We start from the raw sequence: 19,419 nt of genomic DNA, 5'->3' as shown, positions 1-19,419 counted from the left end.
ACTGACAGAGAGGGTTTATGGATTGTCGTCCAGACTGTGGCGCGTGCTGCACCGCGCCGTCCATCTCAAGCCCGATCCCAGGCATGCCAGAGGGCAAGCCTGCCAATACCCGCTGCGTTCAGCTTTCTGACACCAATTTGTGCAATATCTTTGGCTCGCCGCTGCGCCCGAAAGTCTGCGGAGCGCTTCAGCCGTTAAAAGAGATGTGCGGCAGCACGCGCGAGCAGGCGATGATCTATTTGATTGAGCTGGAAGCGCTCACCGCGCCCTAAACATCTTTAATTCGCGTCAGACAGCCGGTGGTAATGATGCACATCACCAGCGCAATCCAGAACACCGTGTGATAGCTCCAGATTTCCGCCACAACCCCTGCCAGCGAGCCCGCAATGATCCAGCCCACGCGGGTGGTATTAGTATAAAGTGTTGTCGCTGCCCCTGCCTGGCCAGGCATTAAGTCCTGGAAATAGAGCATGCCGATCCCCGCAAGAATGCCAATATAGATGGCGTTCAGCAGCTGCAACGCCAGCAGCAACGCCGGGGTGTGCACTGTCAGCATTCCGATGTAAAACAGCAAACCAGCCACGGCCGCAATCCGCATCAAAAAACGCTTTCCAAAACGCTTCGCGTAATAACCGGCGATCAGCATTGTCGGGATTTCCAGGCCTGCCGCTGTACCCATCATGATGCCTGCCAGTTTTTCCGGCAGATGCAGCTCATCAATAATAAATAGCGGCATATTGATGATATAGAGGCTGTTGGTGCCCCACATCAGCGTGCAGACGATAAACAGAAGAAGGGCATCGCGGCGGTTGCGACGCGGCGCTTCCAGCGTGCCGGTCGACAGTTTTGGCTCCTTGCGCATGGTGGGCAGGAAAAACCAGACCATGATTCCACACACGATAAACGCCACGGCGGCGCTCAGATACATCACCGTAAAACCAAAGCCCATCGCCAGCGCGTAAGCCAGCGGCGGGCCGATCACCCATGCCAGCGACACCTGGGCGCGCAGTATCGAGCTGAACATCACCGCTTCGCGCCCCGTGTGATCCGCGTGTTCCCGTGCAAGGGCAAACATCTGCGGGTTCGCGGTGGAACCAAAGCTACTCAAGAACACGCCGACAAACAGCAGGATAAAATAGTTGCGGTTCCAGGCGAACAGCACGCAGGCAAACACGCCGAGCAGGCAGCAGAAAACAATCAGGCTTTTGCGATCGCCTTTTCGGTCGGAGCGGCCTGCCAGAAACTGGCTGACGAGAATGCCGATGATGGCACTGCCGGTAAAGAAGAAGCCAACCATCGCCGGACGGGCGTGAACTTCATTGGTCAGGAACAGGCTCAGCGTTGGCGTCTGTAACGCGCCGGCGATACCGGTGAGAAAGGCAACAATCAAAAACGCCGATGACGTCAAATCAAAGGGTTTTGGTGAGGCGGCAGCGGGGGAGTTGTGCATGGTTCGCTATCGGTAATGTGAAGAGTCGCGGAGTTTACGCCGCTTGTCAGAAAATAAACAGGTGGTGCGGTCAAATTCCCCACGAAAAATCAAAATGGCATTTCAAAATCATTGTGGCTGAAGTGTGCTGAAGCTGAAGGATGTACGTGACTGTCACGTCAGCAAATGTGGAAGAAATGTGCTGCACTTCTAAATTCTGAAACAGGAAACACGACTTTTCTTGCAAGGCTGAACATTAAGCGTAAGACTTCTTGAAACGTTTCAGCGCTATCTTGTTTTAACTGACGGAGCAGGTTAGCGCATTTTTTCTCATTAAGGCTGAAACGATTCAATTCAGCGAGAGAGGAGAACTATGTTCCAGTTATCAGTGCAAGATATTCATCCGGGCGAACAGGCCGGTAATAAAGAAGAGGCCATTCGCAAGATTGCCGCTGCCCTCGTGCAGGCAGGCAACGTGGCGGACGGCTATGTAGACGGCATGCTGGCGCGCGAACAGCAAACCTCCACCTTCCTCGGCAATGGCATTGCCATTCCACACGGTACAACGGATACCCGCGACCAGGTGCTGAAAACCGGGGTTCAGGTTTATCAGTTCCCGCAGGGGATTTTGTGGGGCGAAGGGCAGGTGGCTTACGTGGCCATCGGGATTGCCGCCAGCAGTGATGAGCATCTGGGCCTGCTGCGTCAGCTGACGCACGTGCTGAGCGATGACTCCGTGGCTGAACAGCTGCAATCTGCAACCACCGCAGAAGAGCTGCGTGCGCTGCTGATGGGTGAAAAACAGAGCGACGCGCTGAAGCTGGATAACGACACGCTGACGCTGGACGTGGTGGCCACCGATCTGGTGACTCTGCAGGCGCTGAACGCCGGTCGTCTGAAAGAGGCGGGTGCAGTTGACACCGCCTTCGTTGCCCGCGTGATTAATGATAAGCCGCTGAACCTGGGTCAGGGCGTCTGGCTGAACGACAGTGCGGAAGGTAACCTGCGCAGCGCGATTGCTGTAAGCCGTGCCGCGAGCGCATTTGAAGCCGATGGTGAACATGCCGCGCTGCTGGTGACGGTTGCGATGGCCGATGAACAGCCGGTTGCTGTGCTGAAGCGCCTGAGCGATCTGCTGCTGAACAACAAAGCTGAACATTTGCTGAAAGCGGATGCCGCCACGTTGCTGGCGCTGCTGACCAGTGATGACGCACTGACCGACGACCTGCTGAGCGCTGAGTTTGTGGTGCGTAACGAACATGGCCTGCACGCCCGTCCTGGCACTCTGCTGGTCAACACCATCAAGCAATTCGAAAGTGATATTACCGTGACCAACCTCGATGGGTCCGGCAAACCCGCCAATGGCCGCAGCCTGATGAAAGTCGTCGCGCTGGGTGTGAAAAAAGGCCACCGCCTGCGCTTTACCGCTCAGGGTGCGGATGCTGAACAGGCGCTGAAAGCGATTGGCGAAGCCATCGCGGCAGGTCTGGGGGAGGGCGCATAATGAGCAGACGTGTCGCCACTATTACGCTGAACCCGGCTTACGATCTCGTCGGTTTTTGCCCTGAAATTGAGCGCGGTGAGGTCAACCTCGTGCGCACCACCGGCCTGCACGCGGCCGGTAAAGGCATCAACGTTGCGAAAGTGCTGAAAGACTTAGGCATTGACGTGACCGTGGGCGGTTTCCTTGGGAAAGACAACCAGGACGGTTTTCAGCAGCTGTTCAGCGAGCTGGGCATCGCCAACCGTTTTCAGGTCGTTCAGGGCCGTACCCGTATTAACGTCAAGCTGACGGAAAAAGACGGCGAAGTTACCGACCTGAACTTCTCCGGTTTTGAAGTCACCGGCGCAGACTGGGAGCGTTTCGTGAATGACTCCCTGAGCTGGCTGGGTCAGTTCGACATGGTCTGCGTCAGCGGCAGTCTGCCGTCAGGCGTCAGCCCGGAAGCCTTCACCGACTGGATGCTGCGTCTGCGTAGCCAGTGCCCGTGCATTATTTTCGACAGCAGCCGTGAAGCGCTGGTGGCGGGTCTGAAAGCCTCTCCGTGGCTGGTGAAACCAAATCGCCGCGAACTGGAGATCTGGGCCGGCCGTAAGCTGCCAGAATTGAAAGATGTGATTGAAGCGGCCCATGCGCTGCGTGAACAGGGTATCGCTCACGTGGTGATTTCGCTGGGTGCAGAAGGCGCGCTGTGGGTTAACGCGTCTGGCGAATGGATCGCCAAGCCACCGTCGGTGGAAGTGGTCAGCACCGTAGGTGCCGGGGATTCAATGGTGGGCGGTCTGATCTACGGCCTGCTGATGCGTGAATCCAGTGAGCATACCTTACGTCTTGCTACCGCTGTTGCCGCCCTGGCCGTGAGTCAGAGCAATGTTGGAATTACCGAACGTACCCAGTTGGCCGCGATGATGGCGCGCGTTGACTTAAAACCTTTTAACTAACAGCAGGAGAGGCATAATGAAAACGCTGCTGATCATTGATTCCGGACTTGGACAAGCTCGCGCCTATATGGCGAAGACCTTGCTGGGCGCGGCGGCACACAAAGCGCATGTTGAACTCGTCGACAACCCAAATGACGCCGAACTGGCGATTGTTCTGGGTGATAAAGTCCCGGCTGACAGTGCGCTGAACGGCAAAAAAGTGTGGCTGGGCGATATCAATCGCGCGGTGGCACATCCCGAACTGTTCCTGAGCGAAGCGAAAGGCCACGCAACGGTTTACAGCGCACCTGTTGCTACCGCAGCAGTGGCGACGGCAACCGGCCCGAAACGCATCGTGGCGATTACTGCCTGCCCGACGGGCGTGGCGCACACCTTTATGGCGGCTGAAGCCATCGAAACCGAAGCGAAAAAACGCGGCTGGTGGGTGAAGGTCGAAACCCGTGGTTCCGTGGGCGCAGGCAATGCGATCACCCCGGAAGAGGTGGCTGAAGCGGATCTGGTCATGGTAGCGGCAGATATCGAAGTGGACCTGGCGAAATTCGCCGGTAAGCCGATGTATCGCACCTCTACCGGCCTGGCGCTGAAGAAAACGGCGCAGGAATTTGATAAAGCACTGGCTGAAGCGAAACCTTATCAGCCAACGGGCAAATCAGAGTCCACCGCCAGCGAAGGCAAAAAAGAGTCTGCGGGCGCTTATCGTCACCTGCTGACCGGCGTGTCTTACATGCTGCCGATGGTGGTTGCGGGTGGTCTGTGTATCGCACTCTCCTTCGCTTTCGGTATCGAAGCCTTCAAAGAGCCGGGTACGCTGGCGGCGGCATTGATGCAGATTGGTGGTGGCTCGGCGTTCGCGCTGATGGTGCCTGTTCTGGCAGGTTATATTGCGTTCTCTATCGCTGACCGTCCAGGCCTGACGCCGGGTCTTATCGGCGGTATGCTGGCTGTGAGCACTGGCTCGGGCTTTATCGGCGGTATCATCGCCGGTTTCCTGGCCGGTTATGTCGCGAAGGCCATCAGCTCGAAGCTGAAGCTGCCGCAAAGTATGGAAGCACTGAAACCGATCCTGATCATTCCACTGATCTCCAGCCTGGTGGTTGGCCTGGGTATGATTTACCTGATTGGTAAGCCAGTTGCGGGTATCCTGGAAGGTCTGACCCACTGGCTGCAAACCATGGGTACGGCGAACGCGGTACTGCTGGGCGCAATCCTTGGCGGCATGATGTGTACTGATATGGGTGGTCCGGTCAACAAAGCGGCTTACGCGTTTGGTGTTGGTCTGCTGAGTACTCAGACGTATGCCCCGATGGCCGCTATCATGGCTGCCGGTATGGTGCCACCGCTGGCGCTGGGTCTGGCGACCATTATTGCACGCCGTAAGTTCGATAAGGCGCAGCAAGAGGGCGGTAAAGCGGCGCTGGTACTGGGACTGTGCTTCATCACCGAAGGTGCGATTCCGTTCGCGGCGCGTGATCCGATGCGTGTTCTGCCTTGCTGTATCGCAGGCGGCGCGGTAACCGGTGCGATCTCTATGGCGATTGGCGCGAAACTGATGGCGCCGCACGGCGGTCTGTTTGTTCTGCTGATTCCTGGCGCGATTACCCCGGTTCTGGGTTATCTGTTCGCGATTATCGCCGGTACGCTGGTGGCGGGTCTGTCTTACGCAGTGCTGAAACGCCCGGAAGCAGAAGTGGTTGCGAAAGTAGCGTAAACGTCTTGTCGGGTGGCGCTTCGCTTCCCCGACCGACAAAGTAAAAAGCCGGGTGCTTACGCGACCCGGCTTTTTTTATGCGGCTTGTTCAGCCGTTTGCTGGGCTTTCAGCCAGGCGATCTCTTCCGCCCAGATATCCGGATTCACCGTTTCCAGCACCATTGGGATACCGTCAAAGCGGGCATCCTGCATGATAAAGCGGAACGCGTCGTGGCCGATATTGCCCTCACCCAAACTGTGATGGCGGTCGACACGGCTGCCGAATGCGCTTTTGGCATCGTTCAAATGCATGCCGCGCAGATACTTAAAGCCGACAATACGTTCAAACTCCGCGAAGGTTTTCTCGCACTCTTCAAGGGTGCGCAGGTCATACCCGGCGGCAAAGGCGTGGCAGGTATCAATGCAGACGCCGACGCGGGATTTATCTTCCACACCGTCGATAATCGCCGCCAGATGCTCAAACTTGAATCCCAGATTGCTGCCCTGGCCTGCGGTGTTTTCGATTACCGCGGTGACGCCGGTGGTCTGCGCCAGCGCAATATTGATGGATTCGGCGATCCGCGCCAGACACGCATCTTCCTCGATTTGCATCAGATGGCTACCCGGATGGAAGTTCAGCAGCGTCAGGCCAAGCTGTTCGCAGCGCTGAAGTTCATCCAGAAACGCCTCGCGCGATTTATCCAGCGCCTCCTGAACCGGATGGCCCAGGTTGATGAGGTAACTGTCATGCGGAAGGATCTGGCCCGGCCCGAAGTGATACTTCTCGCAGGCGGCTTTGAAATCATCAATCACTTCAGTGGTGAGCGGCGCAGCGCGCCACTGGCGCTGATTTTTGGTGAACAGGGCGAAAGCGGTCGCCTCGATTTCGGCGGCGCGAATGGCGGCATTCGCAAGACCACCTGCTGCGCTCACGTGCGCTCCAACGTATTTCATAAGGGACTCCTGTTAACCCGAAACGCTTATGATAGCGGGTTAACAGATTTTTTACGCCCCCCAACAAGAAGATCGTAGTAGCCGCCAGACCCTCGTTGCCTGCATATCTCTTTGCTTTTGGCATAGCGGCTGCCGGAGGAAATAATGCTTGTCGAGTGGCACTTAGAGTAGTCAGTGCCGAGAGGGTGAAAGGAGATAATAAAACAGTCGCTCCTACCTGCCCGATTGGGACGGTAAAAAATGAAAACTGCCGCCTTCAAAGAAGACGGCAGTTCAACATGGTTACTCGAGCAAAACTGAGAGTGGGTTACGAGATAGTCGCAATTCAGAATTTATTTATATTCATCAAATGGATGCATTAAGCTAACGCATAATGTACCGCCAGGTTGATTGCACCACCGCCCACAATCAGCCAGACAAACAGTACCAGTGCCATCAGTAGCGGTTTTGCCCCGGCTTTTTTCAGCGCGCTGACATGGGTGGTGACGCCCAGAGCGGCCATCGCCATCGCCAGCATGACGGTATCCAGAGTGATCAGCATATCGACCACCGCTTTTGGCAGCAGATGGAACGAGTTAAACACCGCCACCACAATAAACAGAACGGCGAACCAGGGAATGGTGATTTTGCTTTTCTCGCCTTTGCCTGCTGGCGAAAGTTGTTTTACGCGTGCCGCCAGAATAATAAGGAACGGGGCCAGCATCATCACGCGCAGCATTTTGGCAATCACCGCCGCATTTTCGGCATCCGGATTGATGGCATGACCGGCCGCCACAACCTGCGCCACTTCATGCATGGTCGAACCAATATAGATACCGTAGGCCTCCGGCGTGAACCAGTGTGCCAGCAGCGGGTACATGGCCGGATAAAGGAATATCGCCAGCGTACCGAAGATCACCACCGTCGCCACCGCAACGGTCACTTTACTCGACTCGGCTTTCACCACTGGTTCTGTTGCCAGCACGGCCGCGGCCCCACAAATACTGCTCCCCGCGCCAATCAGCCAGCTGGTTTGTTTGTCGAGGCCAAAGACTTTTTGCCCGATAAAGCAGGCCAGCATAAAGGTGCTGGTGAGCGTTAACACGTCGATGGCAATGCCGCTCACGCCGACATCGGCAATCTGCGCAAAGGTGAGGCGAAAACCATAAAGAATGATACCCAGACGCAGCAAATGCTGTTTGGCAAACAGCACACCCCCGTCGCAGGCGGACCAGATTTTTGGGTAGACCGTATTGCCGACCACCATCCCCAGCAGGATCGCGAGCGTCAATGCGCTAAATCCTGCCCCGGCGACGGCCGGAATACTGCCACCCCATAATGCCACCCCGGTGATCAATGCACTTAGCGCAAGCCCCGGAACGTAATGCCACAGTGTTCGATGATGATGCACAGTGAGTTCAGTCATAGCCTTCTCCTTTCAATGGTTAAAAGGTTACGGCGCTCTGGCTTAAAAATAAAATTGATTATATATTTATAATTAATCTTTATAAGTGGTAAGCAGCGCGCTTACCGGGTGGAAGGCCACGATGCACATAACATTACGTCAACTGGAAGTTTTCGCCGAAGTGCTGAAAAGCGGGTCGACCACCCAGGCTTCGCAGCGGCTGGCCTTGTCTCAGTCGGCGGTCAGCGCCGCGCTGACGGATCTGGAAGGGCAGCTCGGGGTGCAGCTTTTCGACAGGGTAGGGAAGCGGCTGGTGGTGAACGAACACGGGCGTCTGCTTTACCCGCGCGCGCTGGCGCTACTGGAGCAGGCTGTCGAAATTGAACAGCTGTTCCGGGAAGACAACGGGGCGATCCGTGTGTATGCCAGCAGCACCATCGGTAACTATATTCTCCCGGAAGTGATTGCCCGCTATCGCCGCGATTTCCCGGCATTGCCGCTGGAGATGAGCGTCGGCAACAGCCAGGATGTGATTAATGCGATTATTGATTTCCGCGTGGACATCGGGCTTATCGAAGGGCCGTGCCATAACGTGGATATCATTGCGGAACCCTGGCTGGAAGATGAGCTGGTGGTATTTGCCTCTCCCGCCTCTTCCTTATTACAGGGCGAGGTGACGCTGGAACGCCTGGCGCAGGCGCCGTGGATTTTACGCGAGCACGGTTCAGGCACGCGCGAAATCGTCGATTATCTTTTGCTCTCGCATTTGCCGCAGTTTCAGCTGGGCATGGAGCTGGGTAATTCCGAGGCGATTAAACACGCCGTGCGGCACGGTCTTGGGATCAGCTGTCTCTCCCGTCGCGTCATCGCCGAGCAGCTCGAGAGCGGTTCCTTGATTGAAATTCCGGTTCCGCTGCCGAAGCTGGTGCGCACCCTGTGGTGTATTCATCACCGCCAAAAACACCTTTCGAATTCGTTGCAGCGGTTTTTGCGCTATTGCGAAATCTAGTCCAGGCTCTGCTTTACTTATAATTCCGGAGCCGTCATGAAGCTCTCTTATAACAGAGCATTTCTGCCGGAAGGTTCGCGGATCGTCTGCTACAATCTCGCCTCATTTTTTGAATGGACAGCATTTTCATATGGTTTCCGAAACTAAAACCACAGAAGCGCCCGCGCTACGTCGCGAACTCAAGGCGCGTCACCTGACGATGATCGCCATTGGCGGTTCTATCGGTACAGGTCTTTTTGTTGCCTCTGGTGCAACTATTTCAGCGGCAGGCCCGGGTGGCGCGCTGTTTTCTTACATGCTGATTGGCCTGATGGTGTACTTCCTGATGACCAGTCTGGGCGAACTTGCAGCTTACATGCCGGTATCCGGTTCTTTCTCCACTTACGGCCAAAAATACGTTGAAGAAGGCTTCGGTTTCGCGCTGGGCTGGAACTACTGGTACAACTGGGCGGTGACCATCGCCGTTGACCTCGTGGCCGCACAGCTGGTCATGAACTGGTGGTTCCCGGACACGCCAGGCTGGATCTGGAGCGCGCTCTTCCTGGCCGTGATTTTCCTGCTGAACTACATCTCCGTGCGCGGTTTTGGCGAAGCGGAGTACTGGTTCTCGCTGATTAAAGTCGCGACCGTTATCATCTTTATCGTCGTCGGCGTGGCGATGATTGTCGGCATCTTCAAAGGGGCGCAGCCAGCGGGCTGGAGCAACTGGCAGATTGGCGAAGCGCCGTTCGCCGGTGGTTTTGCGGCAATGATCGGTGTGGCGATGATTGTCGGCTTCTCCTTCCAGGGCACCGAGCTGATTGGTATCGCGGCGGGTGAATCTGAAGATCCGGAGAAGAACATTCCGCGCGCCGTGCGTCAGGTGTTCTGGCGTATCCTGCTGTTCTATGTGTTCGCGATCCTGATTATCAGCCTGATTATTCCTTACACCGATCCAAGCCTGCTGCGTAACGATGTTAAAGACATCAGCGTCAGCCCGTTCACGCTGGTCTTCCAGCATGCGGGTCTGCTCTCTGCGGCAGCGGTGATGAACGCGGTGATCCTGACAGCGGTGCTGTCGGCGGGGAACTCAGGGATGTACGCTTCAACGCGTATGCTCTACACCCTGGCCTGCGACGGTAAAGCGCCACGTATTTTCTCTAAACTGTCTCGCGGCGGTGTACCGCGCAACGCGCTGTATGCAACCACGGTGGTGGCGGGGCTGTGCTTCCTGACGTCGATGTTCGGCAACCAGACGGTTTACCTGTGGCTGCTGAACACCTCCGGTATGACCGGCTTTATCGCCTGGCTGGGGATTGCGATCAGCCACTATCGTTTCCGCCGCGGCTATGTGAAGCAGGGGCACGATATTAACGATCTGCCGTACCGCTCTGGTTTCTTCCCGTTAGGGCCAATCTTCGCCTTCATTCTGTGCCTGATCATCACGCTCGGCCAGAACTACGAAGCCTTCCTGTCAGACACCATCGACTGGGGCGGCGTCATGGCGACGTACATTGGTATCCCTCTGTTCCTGATCATCTGGTTTGGTTACAAACTGACGAAAGGAACCCGATTCGTCCGCTACAGCGAAATGGAATTCCCTGGACGAATCAAACAATAATCGCACTTCCTCTCTTTTAGCCCGCTCACTCGAGCGGGTTTTTTTATCCCCACAGTATGCATAAATGACATAATTGTTAACAATTGAATTGATAATAATTATCGTTTGTTTTATCGTTATCGCCGTTATCAAAAGGATGAAGGAGTCAGCGTCGCGTTTTTGAAAAGACGATGACGTTACTGCCACACCTGCAAAGAAACACACAGCCGACTGGCCAAAGAAGCCGGCGGTATGCAATGCACTGTGAGCAATAATTATTTGATATTGTTGTGTTTACCTCATGGAGATATGGAATGTTTAGGTTAAATCCCTTCGTACGGGGAGGACTCTGTGCGTCTGCACTGTCCCTGGCGTTACCGGTTATTGCGGCTGAGTCCGGCGATACCCTGGTTGTCACGGCGTCTGCCACTGAACAAAACCTCAAAGATGCACCGGCCAGTATCAGCGTCATTACTCAGGAAGATCTGCAGCGTAAACCCGTTCAGAACCTGAAAGATGTGTTACAGGACGTGCCAGGTGTGCAACTCACCAACGAAGGGGATAACCGTAAAGGGGTCAGTATCCGTGGGCTGGACAGCAGCTACACCCTGATTCTGGTGGACGGTAAGCGCGTCAACTCCCGCAATGCCGTCTTCCGCCATAACGATTTCGATCTCAACTGGGTTCCGGTTGATGCCATCGAGCGTATCGAGGTGGTGCGCGGCCCGATGTCATCGCTGTACGGGTCCGATGCGCTGGGCGGGGTGGTAAACATCATCACCAAAAAAATCGGCCAGAAATGGACCGGCACCCTGACCGCCGACACCACGATTCAGGAACATCGCGATCGCGGTGATACCTACAACGGTCAGTTCTTTACCAGCGGTCCGCTGGTAGATGGCGTGCTGGGGCTGAAAGCCTACGGTAGCCTCTCTAAACGCGAAAAGGATGACCAGCAGGAATCCTCAACCTCTGCGACGGGCGAAACGCCGCGCATCGAAGGGTTCACCAGCCGCGACGCTAACGTCGAATTCGCCTGGACGCCGAATCAAAACCACGATTTCACCGCAGGCTACGGTTTCGATCGTCAGGACCGTGACTCAGACTCTCTCGACCAGAACCGCCTTGAGCGCCAGAACTACTCCCTGAGCCACAACGGGCGCTGGGATGTCGGCAACAGCGAGCTGAAATTCTACGGCGAGAAAGTCGATAACAAAAACCCTGGTAACAGCAGCCCGATTACCTCCGAAAGCAACAGTATCGACGGGAAATATGTCCTGCCGCTTAGTGAAATTAACCAGCTGCTGACCTTCGGCGGCGAATGGCGACACGACAAACTGAAAGATCCGGTGAACCTGACCGGCGGCTCCAGCAGCAACACCTCTGCCAGCCAGTACGCGCTGTTTATTGAAAACGAATGGCGTATTTTTGAGCCGCTGGCGTTGACCACTGGCGTGCGTATGGACGATCACGAAACCTACGGCGACCACTGGAGCCCGCGTGCGTACCTGGTCTATAGCGCAACAGACACCGTGACGGTGAAAGGCGGCTGGGCGACGGCCTTCAAAGCTCCCTCCTTACTGCAGTTAAGCCCGGACTGGACCACCGGTTCGTGCCGTGGTGCCTGTGAAATTGTCGGTAGCCCGGATCTGAAACCTGAAACCAGCGAAAGCTTTGAGCTGGGTCTTTACTATGCCGGGGAAGAGGGCTGGTTAGAGGGCGTTCAGGCCAGTATTACCACCTTCCAGAACGATGTGGATGACCGCATCAGCATCCTCCGTACCGCAAATGTAAATCAGGCGCAGAGCTATCCAAACTACGTTGGGCTGAATGCCGACGGTGAGCCGATTTTCCGCTACTACAACGTCAACAAAGCACGTATTCGCGGCGTGGAAACCGAGCTGAAATTCCCGCTGGCCGAAGACTGGAAAGTGACGCTGAATTACACCTACAACGACGGACGTGATATCAGCAACGGCGGCAACAAACCGCTGTCCGAGCTGCCTTTCCATACCGCGAACGGAACCGTGGACTGGCAGGCAACGCAGGACTGGTCCTTCTATATGCAGGGTAACTACTCCGGCGAAAAACGTGCCATCACCGCCGGCGATGCAACGCCAGGCGGGTATGTGGTCTGGAATACCGGTGCAGCGTGGCAGGCAACGAAAAATGTCAAACTGCGTGCAGGCGTGCAAAACCTGCTGGATAAAGATCTCAGCCGCGACGATTACAGCTATACGGAAGATGGCCGTCGTTACTTTATGGCAGTGGATTACCGCTTCTGATAGCGAGCTGGCCGGGTGAAGGTTATGCCTTTCCCGGCCAGCGATTGCGCTCTGTATTGGCCCGGTTTGCGTAGCGCACCGGGCAACAGGCTGGGTTATTTCAGTAAATACTCCGCATGGAAGCGGAGATGATCCTCGATAAACGAGGCAATAAAGTAATAGCTATGATCGTGCCCCGGCTGGATGCGCAGGGTCAAAGGCCAGCTTTTCTGCCGCGCCACTTCCGCCAGCACTGCGGGCTGCAGTTGATCGGCGAGGAACTGATCGGCATCACCCTGATCGATAAGCGTCGGGATCGCCTGTTCCGGAAGGCTCGCCAGCATCAGCGCACAGCTATCCCATTCCTGCCACGTGGTGGCATCTTCGCCCAGATAATTCGAAAACGCTTTCTGCCCCCAGGGCACCTGAGTCGGGTTCACAATCGGCGCAAAAGCGGAGACGCTGGTGAATTTACCCGGATTTTTAAGCGCCATAATTAACGCGCCGTGTCCGCCCATCGAATGCCCGCTGATGGCCGCGCGGTCACTCACGGCAAACTGCGCCTGGATCAGAGCAGGCAGCTCGTCGCGAATGTAATCGTACATCCGGTAGTGGCTCGCCCAGGGCTGTTGGGTCGCATTCAGATAGAAACCCGCCCCTTTACCCAGATCGTATCCGGCGTCGTCAGCGACATCATCGCCGCGCGGGCTGGTGTCGGGCATCACCAGCGCAATGCCTAATTCAGCCGCAACGCGCTGTGCACCCGCTTTGGTGGTGAAGTTCTCATCATTACAGGTTAGGCCGGAGAGCCAGTACAGCACCGGCGGCTTAACGTTCCCGGTGACCGGTGGCAGAAAGATGCTGAACGTCATCGCGCAGTTCAGCGTGGTGGAGTCGTGCCGCCAGCGCTGCTGCCGACCTTCAAAACAACGGTGCTCTTCGAGCAGTTCCATGCAAGGCTCCTGATTTTGTGTCGATATTCACTCAATCCATAATACAGATTATTCATTCACCTGTGAGCAACTTTCACTTCCGCATTAAGTCGATATGTTGCATCATGAATTAACTAAATTTTAACAATTGGGGCGATCATGGCGCTGCGTATCGCGCTCAGCGGATTTGTGGTTTTGGTGGTGGCGATGGGGATAGGGCGCTTTGCTTTTACGCCTCAGGTTCCGCTGATGATTTCGGCCGGACAGCTGACGCTAACCAGCGCCGGGCTGGTGGCCGCCATGAACTATCTGGGCTATTTAGTTGGCGCGTGGGATGCCATGCGGGCGCACCGCTTTGTTGAAGGGCGTCTCTATCTCGGGATCTTCGGCGCGGTAGCGCTGACGCTGCTGTCAGCCGTCGCGGATAACGCCATCATTCACGGCCTGATTCGTTTCGCGATCGGCTGCATGAGCGGCTGGTCGATGGTGCTGATTGCCGCATGGACCAACGAACGGCTGGCCCATTTTGGTAAGCCGGGGCTTAGCGCGGCGGTCTTTGCCGGGCCGGGGGCGGGCATTGCCTTAAGCGGCCTGCTGGCGGTCTATATTCAGGCACGCTCGCTTTCAGCAGGCGCGGCGTGGCAGATTTATGGCGTGCTGGCGCTGATTCTTATCGTGCTGGTGGCGCGTTATCTCCCGCGCGGCGGGCAGTTGCATCGGCCGGGAACGGCGCCGGAGCCGCTGGTGCTGACCACCGATTTGCGTCGCCTGGTCTGGAGCTACAGCCTGGCAGGGTTTGGCTACATTCTCCCGGCCACCTTTTTATCGCAAATGGCGGCCGTGCGTTTCCCTGGCAGCCTGTTTGCGCAGTTTGTCTGGCCCGTCTTTGGCGCGGCGTCTGTCATCGGGATCGCGCTGAGTATCGCCCTGCGCCACGTCTCGACGTCGAACCGCCGTCTGTCGATTGTCCTGTGGTTGCAGGGGCTGGGCGTGTTTGCCGCCTGGCTGATGCCGGGGATCGGTGGCCTGATAACGGGCGCATTGCTGGTGGGCGGTGGGTTTCTCTGTGCCGTGCAGCTCTCCCTGCTGTGCGGCCGCGAACTGGCCCCGAACCACACCCGTTATATGGCCGGTTTACTGACTACGGGGTATGCGCTCGGTCAATTGGTTGGGCCGGTCACGTCGGCACTCTCGACCTGGCTTACCCATCAGCTTGAGCCGGCGCTGGGCCTTGCAGGGCTGGCGTTGTTTGTCGGCGGAGCACTGGTCTGGGATCGTCAGGCCGAAAGGCAGCAGCAATTGCAATAATTATCGCTGTGAATACTGGATTATGTGCGCCACCTCACGCACAATGAGCGCACACTTTTGCTTCAAAGAGGGCAAAAGGCAGCCACACCTGCAGGAGAAAAATAATGCCATCACTCAGTAAAGAAGCCGCTCTCGTTCACGAAGCTTTAGTCGCGCGTGGTCTTGAAACCCCGCTGCGTCCGCCTGTTAATGAACTGGACAACGAAACACGCAAACGTCTTATTTCCGGGCACATGACCGAGATCATGCAGTTGCTGAATCTCGACCTGAGCGACGACAGCCTGATGGAAACTCCGAATCGCATCGCCAAGATGTATGTCGATGAGATTTTTTCCGGTCTCGATTACGCCAATTTCCCAAAAATCACCGTCATCGAAAATAAAATGAAAGTCGATGAAATGGTGACTGTGCGCGATATCACCCTGACCAGCACCTGCGAACACCATTTCGTGACTATCGACGGCAAAGCGACCGTGGCCTATATCCCGAAAGATACGGTGATTGGTCTGTCCAAGATCAACCGCATTGTGCAGTTCTTTGCCCAGCGTCCGCAGGTACAAGAGCGCTTAACGCAGCAGATTCTGACGGCGCTGCAAACGCTGCTTGGCACCAACAATGTGGCTGTATCTATTGATGCCGTCCATTATTGCGTCAAAGCGCGCGGCGTTCGCGATGCAACCAGCGCGACCACCACCACGTCGCTGGGTGGCCTGTTTAAATCCAGCCAGAACACCCGCCAGGAGTTCCTGCGCGCCGTGCGTCACCACAACTAACCACAGGGCAGGATAAATGGAGCGTAATGTCACGCTGGATTTTGTACGTGGCGTTGCCTTTCTCGGTATCCTGCTACTGAATATCGCCGCTTTTGGACTGCCCAAAGCGGCGTATCTCAATCCCGCCTGGTATGGCGATATTACCCGCAGCGACGCCTGGACATGGGCGATTCTCGATCTTTTCGCGCAGGTTAAATTCCTCACGCTCTTTGCGCTCCTCTTCGGCGCAGGGCTGCAGCTGCTCCTCAAACGTGGCAAACGCTGGATCCAGTCGCGGCTGACGCTGCTGGTACTGCTCGGCTTTATCCATGGCCTGTTTTTCTGGGATGGCGATATTCTGCTGGCCTATGGATTAGTCGGTCTGATTTGCTGGCGAATGATCCGCGATGCCCACGACGTAAAAAACCTGTTCAATACGGGGGCGATCCTCTACCTGATTGGCATCGGCGTACTGTTGCTGCTGGGAATGATCTCCGGCGGGTCGACCAACCGCTCATGGACTCCGGATGCGGCGAATCTGCAATACGAACAGTTCTGGAAGCTGAAAGGCGGCGTGGAGGCGATCAGCAGTCGCACGGATATGCTCGGCGATAACCTGATCGCCCTCGGCGCGCAGTACGGCTGGCAGCTGGCGGGAATGATGCTGATGGGCGCGGCACTAATGCGCACCGGCTGGCTGAAAGGGGAATTTAGTCTCTCTCATTACCGCCGGACCGGATGTGCGCTGGTGCTGACTGGCGTCATCATCAATCTGCCCGCAATTGTCGCGCAGTGGATGCTGGGCTGGGATTACCGCTGGTGCGCGTTCCTGTTACAGGCCCCGCGTGAGCTGAGCGCCCCGTTCCAGACCATCGGCTACGCGGCGTTGATTTACGGCTTCTGGCCGCAGATAGCTCGTTTCAGACTGGTGGCTGCCGTGGCCTGCGTTGGCCGGATGGCGCTGAGCAATTATCTTCTGCAAACCCTGATCTGCACCACGCTGTTCTATCATTTTGGTCTGTTTATGAAATTCGACCGCCTTCATCTGCTGGCGTTTGTTATTCCGGTCTGGGCAGTAAATCTGGTGTTTTCCGTCATCTGGCTGCGTTTCTTCCGCCAGGGACCGCTGGAATGGTTGTGGCGTCAATTAACCGCACGTGCTGCAGGTGTATCATTGACTAATACATCCAGATAACGATCTGGATCACAATCATTAACAAAACGGATGTAAACGTTTTCATCTGTGTGAGCTTCTTCACGTAGTCCCCTCCTTGTCACTGCCAGAATAGCCTCCTTGCTAAACACAGGGGGTGTCTGTGAGTTGCTGCAATCCTTTAAAGGATGGTGAATATGATCACCATTCGTGACGTAGCCCGCATCGCGGGTGTTTCTGTTGCTACCGTCTCCCGCGTGCTGAATAACAGCGCGCTGGTCAGCCCTGAAACGCGTGAAACCGTGATGAAAGCGGTGACGCAGCTCGGCTATCGGCCCAACGCCAATGCGCAGGCCCTCGCCACTCAGGTGAGCGACACCATTGGCGTGGTGGTGATGGATGTGTCGGATGCCTTCTTTGGTGCGCTGGTGAAAGCCGTGGACGTTGTCGCCCAGCAGCATCACAAATATGTGCTGATCGGTAACAGCTACCACGAGGCTGAAAAAGAGCGTCACGCCATTGAGGTGCTGATCCGCCAGCGATGTAATGCCCTGATTGTCCACTCAAAAGCCTTGAGCGATGAGGAGCTGGCGGGGTTTATGGATCAAATCCCAGGCATGGTTCTCATCAACCGCGTGGTGCCGGGGTACGCCCACCGCTGTGTCACGCTGGACAACGTCAGTGGGGCGATGATGGCGACGCGCATGCTGCTTAATAATGGCCATCAGCGCATCGGTTATCTCGCCTCCAGCCACCATATTGAAGATGACGATATGCGACGGGAAGGCTGGCAAAACGCCCTGAAAGAAGCCGGGATTGTGCCGTCAGACAGCTGGATTGGTACCGGTTCGCCGGATATGCCGGGAGGGGAGGCCGCGATGGTCGAACTGCTCGGACGTAATCTGCAATTGACCGCCGTCTTTGCCTACAACGACAGCATGGCCGCCGGGGCGCTTACTGCCCTGAAAGACAACGGCATTGCGGTGCCACAGCATCTGTCATTGATTGGTTTTGATGATATTCCGATTGCCCGTTACACGGACCCGCAGCTCACTACCGTGCGCTATCCGATTGCGTCCATGGCCCGTCTGGCAACGGAGCTGGCGTTACAGGGCGCCGCAGGGCAGCAGGATTTGAGCGCAACACACTGTTTCATGCCGACTTTAGTACGCCGCCATTCTGTGGCTGTTAAACAAATTGTGGCTCCGATCACTAACTGATTACGTCAGGTGATGTAACCGTTTTCAATCTGTGAGTAAATTCACAGTATCTTAACAAGCCGCTGACTATGATGTCAGCGTTTTAGGAGCTGAAACGCTATGTAACGGTGATTAATCACTTTCACTATAGCCAAAGTGCCCCAAACGACAAATAAAACGCATTACTGGAGCGTTACCGAACACGGAAGATAGAAATTTTATAAGTGAACTTCGGCTGTCAGTAACGTTTTTCTAACATCTGCCCGCCGACCGTTATTCACAAGAACTACCCTGCATAAAAAAAACCGGAGATACCATGAATAAGAAGGTGTTGACTCTGTCTGCTGTTATGGCAAGCATGCTTTTTGGTGCAGCTGCGCACGCTGCGGATACCCGTATTGGTGTGACAATCTATAAATACGACGACAACTTTATGTCTGTTGTTCGTAAAGCTATCGAGAAAGATGCTAAAGCAGCGCCAGACGTTCAGCTGCTGATGAATGACTCCCAGAACGACCAGTCCAAACAGAACGACCAGATCGACGTTCTGCTGGCGAAAGGCGTGAAAGCCCTGGCCATCAACCTGGTTGACCCGGCAGCTGCAGGCACCGTTATTGAAAAAGCACGTGGCCAGAATGTGCCTATCGTCTTCTTCAACAAAGAGCCTTCCCGCAAAGCGCTGGACAGCTATGACAAAGCCTTCTATGTCGGTACTGACTCTAAAGAGTCCGGTATTATTCAGGGCGATCTGATCGCGAAACACTGGGCAGCGAACCCGAACTGGGACCTGAACAAAGACGGTCAGATTCAGTTCGTTCTGCTGAAAGGCGAGCCGGGCCACCCGGATGCTGAAGCACGTACCACGTATGTGATCAAAGAGCTGAACGACAAAGGTCTGAAAACCCAGCAGCTGGCGTTAGATACCGCGATGTGGGATACCGCTCAGGCGAAAGATAAGATGGACGCATGGCTGTCTGGTCCGAACGCTAACAAAATCGAAGTGGTTATCGCCAACAACGATGCGATGGCAATGGGTGCTGTTGAAGCACTGAAAGCGCACAACAAATCGTCTATTCCTGTCTTCGGCGTGGATGCACTGCCAGAAGCGCTGGCACTGGTTAAGTCTGGCGCAATGGCCGGTACCGTTCTGAACGATGCGAATAACCAGGCTAAGGCGACCTTCGATCTGGCGAAAAACCTGGCCGATGGCAAAGATGCGGCTGATGGCACCAACTGGAAAATCGAGAACAAAATCGTTCGCGTTCCTTACGTGGGCGTAGACCAGTCAAACCTGGCTGAGTTTATCGGTAAATAAGTTAGAGATTGC

Annotated in this window: 16 protein-coding genes; 12 read left to right on the top strand and 4 right to left on the bottom strand. The window is 55.7% G+C overall.

Annotation, left to right across the window (positions count from 1 at the left end; all coding sequences use genetic code 11):
• The first annotated feature begins 17 nt into the window (after nucleotides 1–17).
• A complete protein-coding gene (locus ETG88_RS18065; protein ID WP_100779509.1) occupies nucleotides 18–272 on the top strand; it encodes a YkgJ family cysteine cluster protein in 255 nt (84 codons plus the stop codon).
• On the opposite strand, the gene setB is transcribed toward ETG88_RS18065, so the two are convergent.
• Complete coding sequence (gene setB, locus ETG88_RS18060; RefSeq protein WP_129036023.1) at nucleotides 269–1,450, bottom strand: sugar efflux transporter SetB; 1,182 nt, start codon at nucleotides 1,448–1,450, stop codon at nucleotides 269–271. The two genes, ETG88_RS18065 and setB, sit on opposite strands and share 4 nt — an antisense overlap.
• Nucleotides 1,451–1,802: 352 nt before the next feature.
• Here setB and fruB point away from each other — a divergent pair, with 352 nt between their 5' ends.
• Genes fruB through fruA form a run of 3 tightly spaced genes read left to right on the top strand, consistent with a single transcriptional unit; the run spans nucleotide 1,803 to nucleotide 5,579 of the window.
• A complete protein-coding gene (fruB, locus tag ETG88_RS18055) occupies nucleotides 1,803–2,933 on the top strand; it encodes a fused PTS fructose transporter subunit IIA/HPr protein (RefSeq protein WP_129036022.1) in 1,131 nt (376 codons plus the stop codon).
• Complete coding sequence (gene fruK, locus ETG88_RS18050) at nucleotides 2,933–3,871, top strand: 1-phosphofructokinase (RefSeq protein WP_100779512.1); 939 nt, start codon at nucleotides 2,933–2,935, stop codon at nucleotides 3,869–3,871. The genes fruB and fruK overlap by 1 nt, the downstream gene beginning before the upstream one ends.
• A 16-nt stretch (nucleotides 3,872–3,887) precedes the next feature.
• Nucleotides 3,888–5,579 carry a PTS fructose transporter subunit IIBC gene (fruA, locus tag ETG88_RS18045; protein WP_100779513.1) on the top strand — a complete coding sequence of 564 codons (1,692 nt, stop codon included), beginning with the start codon at nucleotides 3,888–3,890 and terminating at the stop codon, nucleotides 5,577–5,579.
• Nucleotides 5,580–5,654: 75 nt separating this feature from the next.
• Here fruA and nfo read toward each other — a convergent pair whose 3' ends face one another.
• The gene (nfo, locus tag ETG88_RS18040) at nucleotides 5,655–6,512 is read right to left on the bottom strand and encodes a deoxyribonuclease IV (RefSeq protein WP_129036021.1); all 858 of its coding nucleotides are present in this window, start codon (nucleotides 6,510–6,512) and stop codon (nucleotides 5,655–5,657) included.
• A 358-nt stretch (nucleotides 6,513–6,870) separates the two neighbouring features.
• Complete coding sequence (locus ETG88_RS18035) at nucleotides 6,871–7,917, bottom strand: YeiH family protein (protein ID WP_102104866.1); 1,047 nt, start codon at nucleotides 7,915–7,917, stop codon at nucleotides 6,871–6,873.
• A gap of 121 nt (nucleotides 7,918–8,038) precedes the next feature.
• Here ETG88_RS18035 and yieE point away from each other — a divergent pair, with 121 nt between their 5' ends.
• The 3 genes from yieE to cirA all read left to right on the top strand — a co-directional run bounded on the left by yieE (nucleotide 8,039) and on the right by cirA (nucleotide 12,769).
• The gene (yieE, locus tag ETG88_RS18030; protein ID WP_100779516.1) at nucleotides 8,039–8,905 is read left to right on the top strand and encodes a DNA-binding transcriptional regulator YeiE; all 867 of its coding nucleotides are present in this window, start codon (nucleotides 8,039–8,041) and stop codon (nucleotides 8,903–8,905) included.
• A gap of 130 nt (nucleotides 8,906–9,035) precedes the next feature.
• Nucleotides 9,036–10,505, top strand: coding sequence for a lysine-specific permease (lysP, locus tag ETG88_RS18025; protein ID WP_100779517.1), 1,470 nt, complete (start codon nucleotides 9,036–9,038; stop codon nucleotides 10,503–10,505).
• A gap of 293 nt (nucleotides 10,506–10,798) precedes the next feature.
• Nucleotides 10,799–12,769 (top strand): catecholate siderophore receptor CirA, encoded by a 1,971-nt coding sequence (gene cirA / locus ETG88_RS18020; protein ID WP_102104864.1) that lies wholly within the window; start codon nucleotides 10,799–10,801, stop codon nucleotides 12,767–12,769.
• Between the two features lie 95 nt (nucleotides 12,770–12,864).
• On the opposite strand, the gene fghA is transcribed toward cirA, so the two are convergent.
• Entirely contained in the window at nucleotides 12,865–13,701 is an 837-nt protein-coding gene (gene fghA, locus ETG88_RS18015; RefSeq protein ID WP_129036020.1) for an S-formylglutathione hydrolase, read from the bottom strand.
• Between the two features lie 138 nt (nucleotides 13,702–13,839).
• On the opposite strand from fghA, the gene ETG88_RS18010 reads away from it, so the two are divergent.
• The 5 genes from ETG88_RS18010 (at nucleotide 13,840) to mglB (ending at nucleotide 19,407) form a co-directional block, all read left to right on the top strand.
• Complete coding sequence (locus ETG88_RS18010) at nucleotides 13,840–14,988, top strand: YbfB/YjiJ family MFS transporter (protein WP_102104862.1); 1,149 nt, start codon at nucleotides 13,840–13,842, stop codon at nucleotides 14,986–14,988.
• A 104-nt stretch (nucleotides 14,989–15,092) separates the two neighbouring features.
• Nucleotides 15,093–15,761, top strand: a complete 669-nt coding sequence (gene folE, locus ETG88_RS18000) for a GTP cyclohydrolase I FolE (RefSeq protein WP_100779522.1) — start codon at nucleotides 15,093–15,095, stop codon at nucleotides 15,759–15,761.
• 16 nt (nucleotides 15,762–15,777) lie between these two features.
• On the top strand, nucleotides 15,778–16,935 hold the full coding sequence (gene yeiB, locus ETG88_RS17995) for a DUF418 domain-containing protein YeiB (RefSeq protein WP_129036019.1): 1,158 nt from the start codon (nucleotides 15,778–15,780) through the stop codon (nucleotides 16,933–16,935).
• Between the two features lie 155 nt (nucleotides 16,936–17,090).
• Nucleotides 17,091–18,113: an HTH-type transcriptional regulator GalS gene (galS, locus tag ETG88_RS17990; RefSeq protein ID WP_100779524.1), complete on the top strand. Its 1,023-nt coding sequence runs from the start codon at nucleotides 17,091–17,093 to the stop codon at nucleotides 18,111–18,113.
• 295 nt (nucleotides 18,114–18,408) lie between these two features.
• Nucleotides 18,409–19,407 (top strand): galactose/glucose ABC transporter substrate-binding protein MglB, encoded by a 999-nt coding sequence (mglB, locus tag ETG88_RS17985; protein WP_129036018.1) that lies wholly within the window; start codon nucleotides 18,409–18,411, stop codon nucleotides 19,405–19,407.
• The last annotated feature ends 12 nt before the right edge of the window (nucleotides 19,408–19,419 follow it).

The sequence above is a fragment of the Lelliottia nimipressuralis genome, assembly GCF_004115925.1.
GTDB classification, from domain to species: Bacteria; Pseudomonadota; Gammaproteobacteria; order Enterobacterales; family Enterobacteriaceae; genus Enterobacter; species Enterobacter nimipressuralis.
This window is presented reverse-complemented; position numbering and strand designations above follow the sequence as displayed.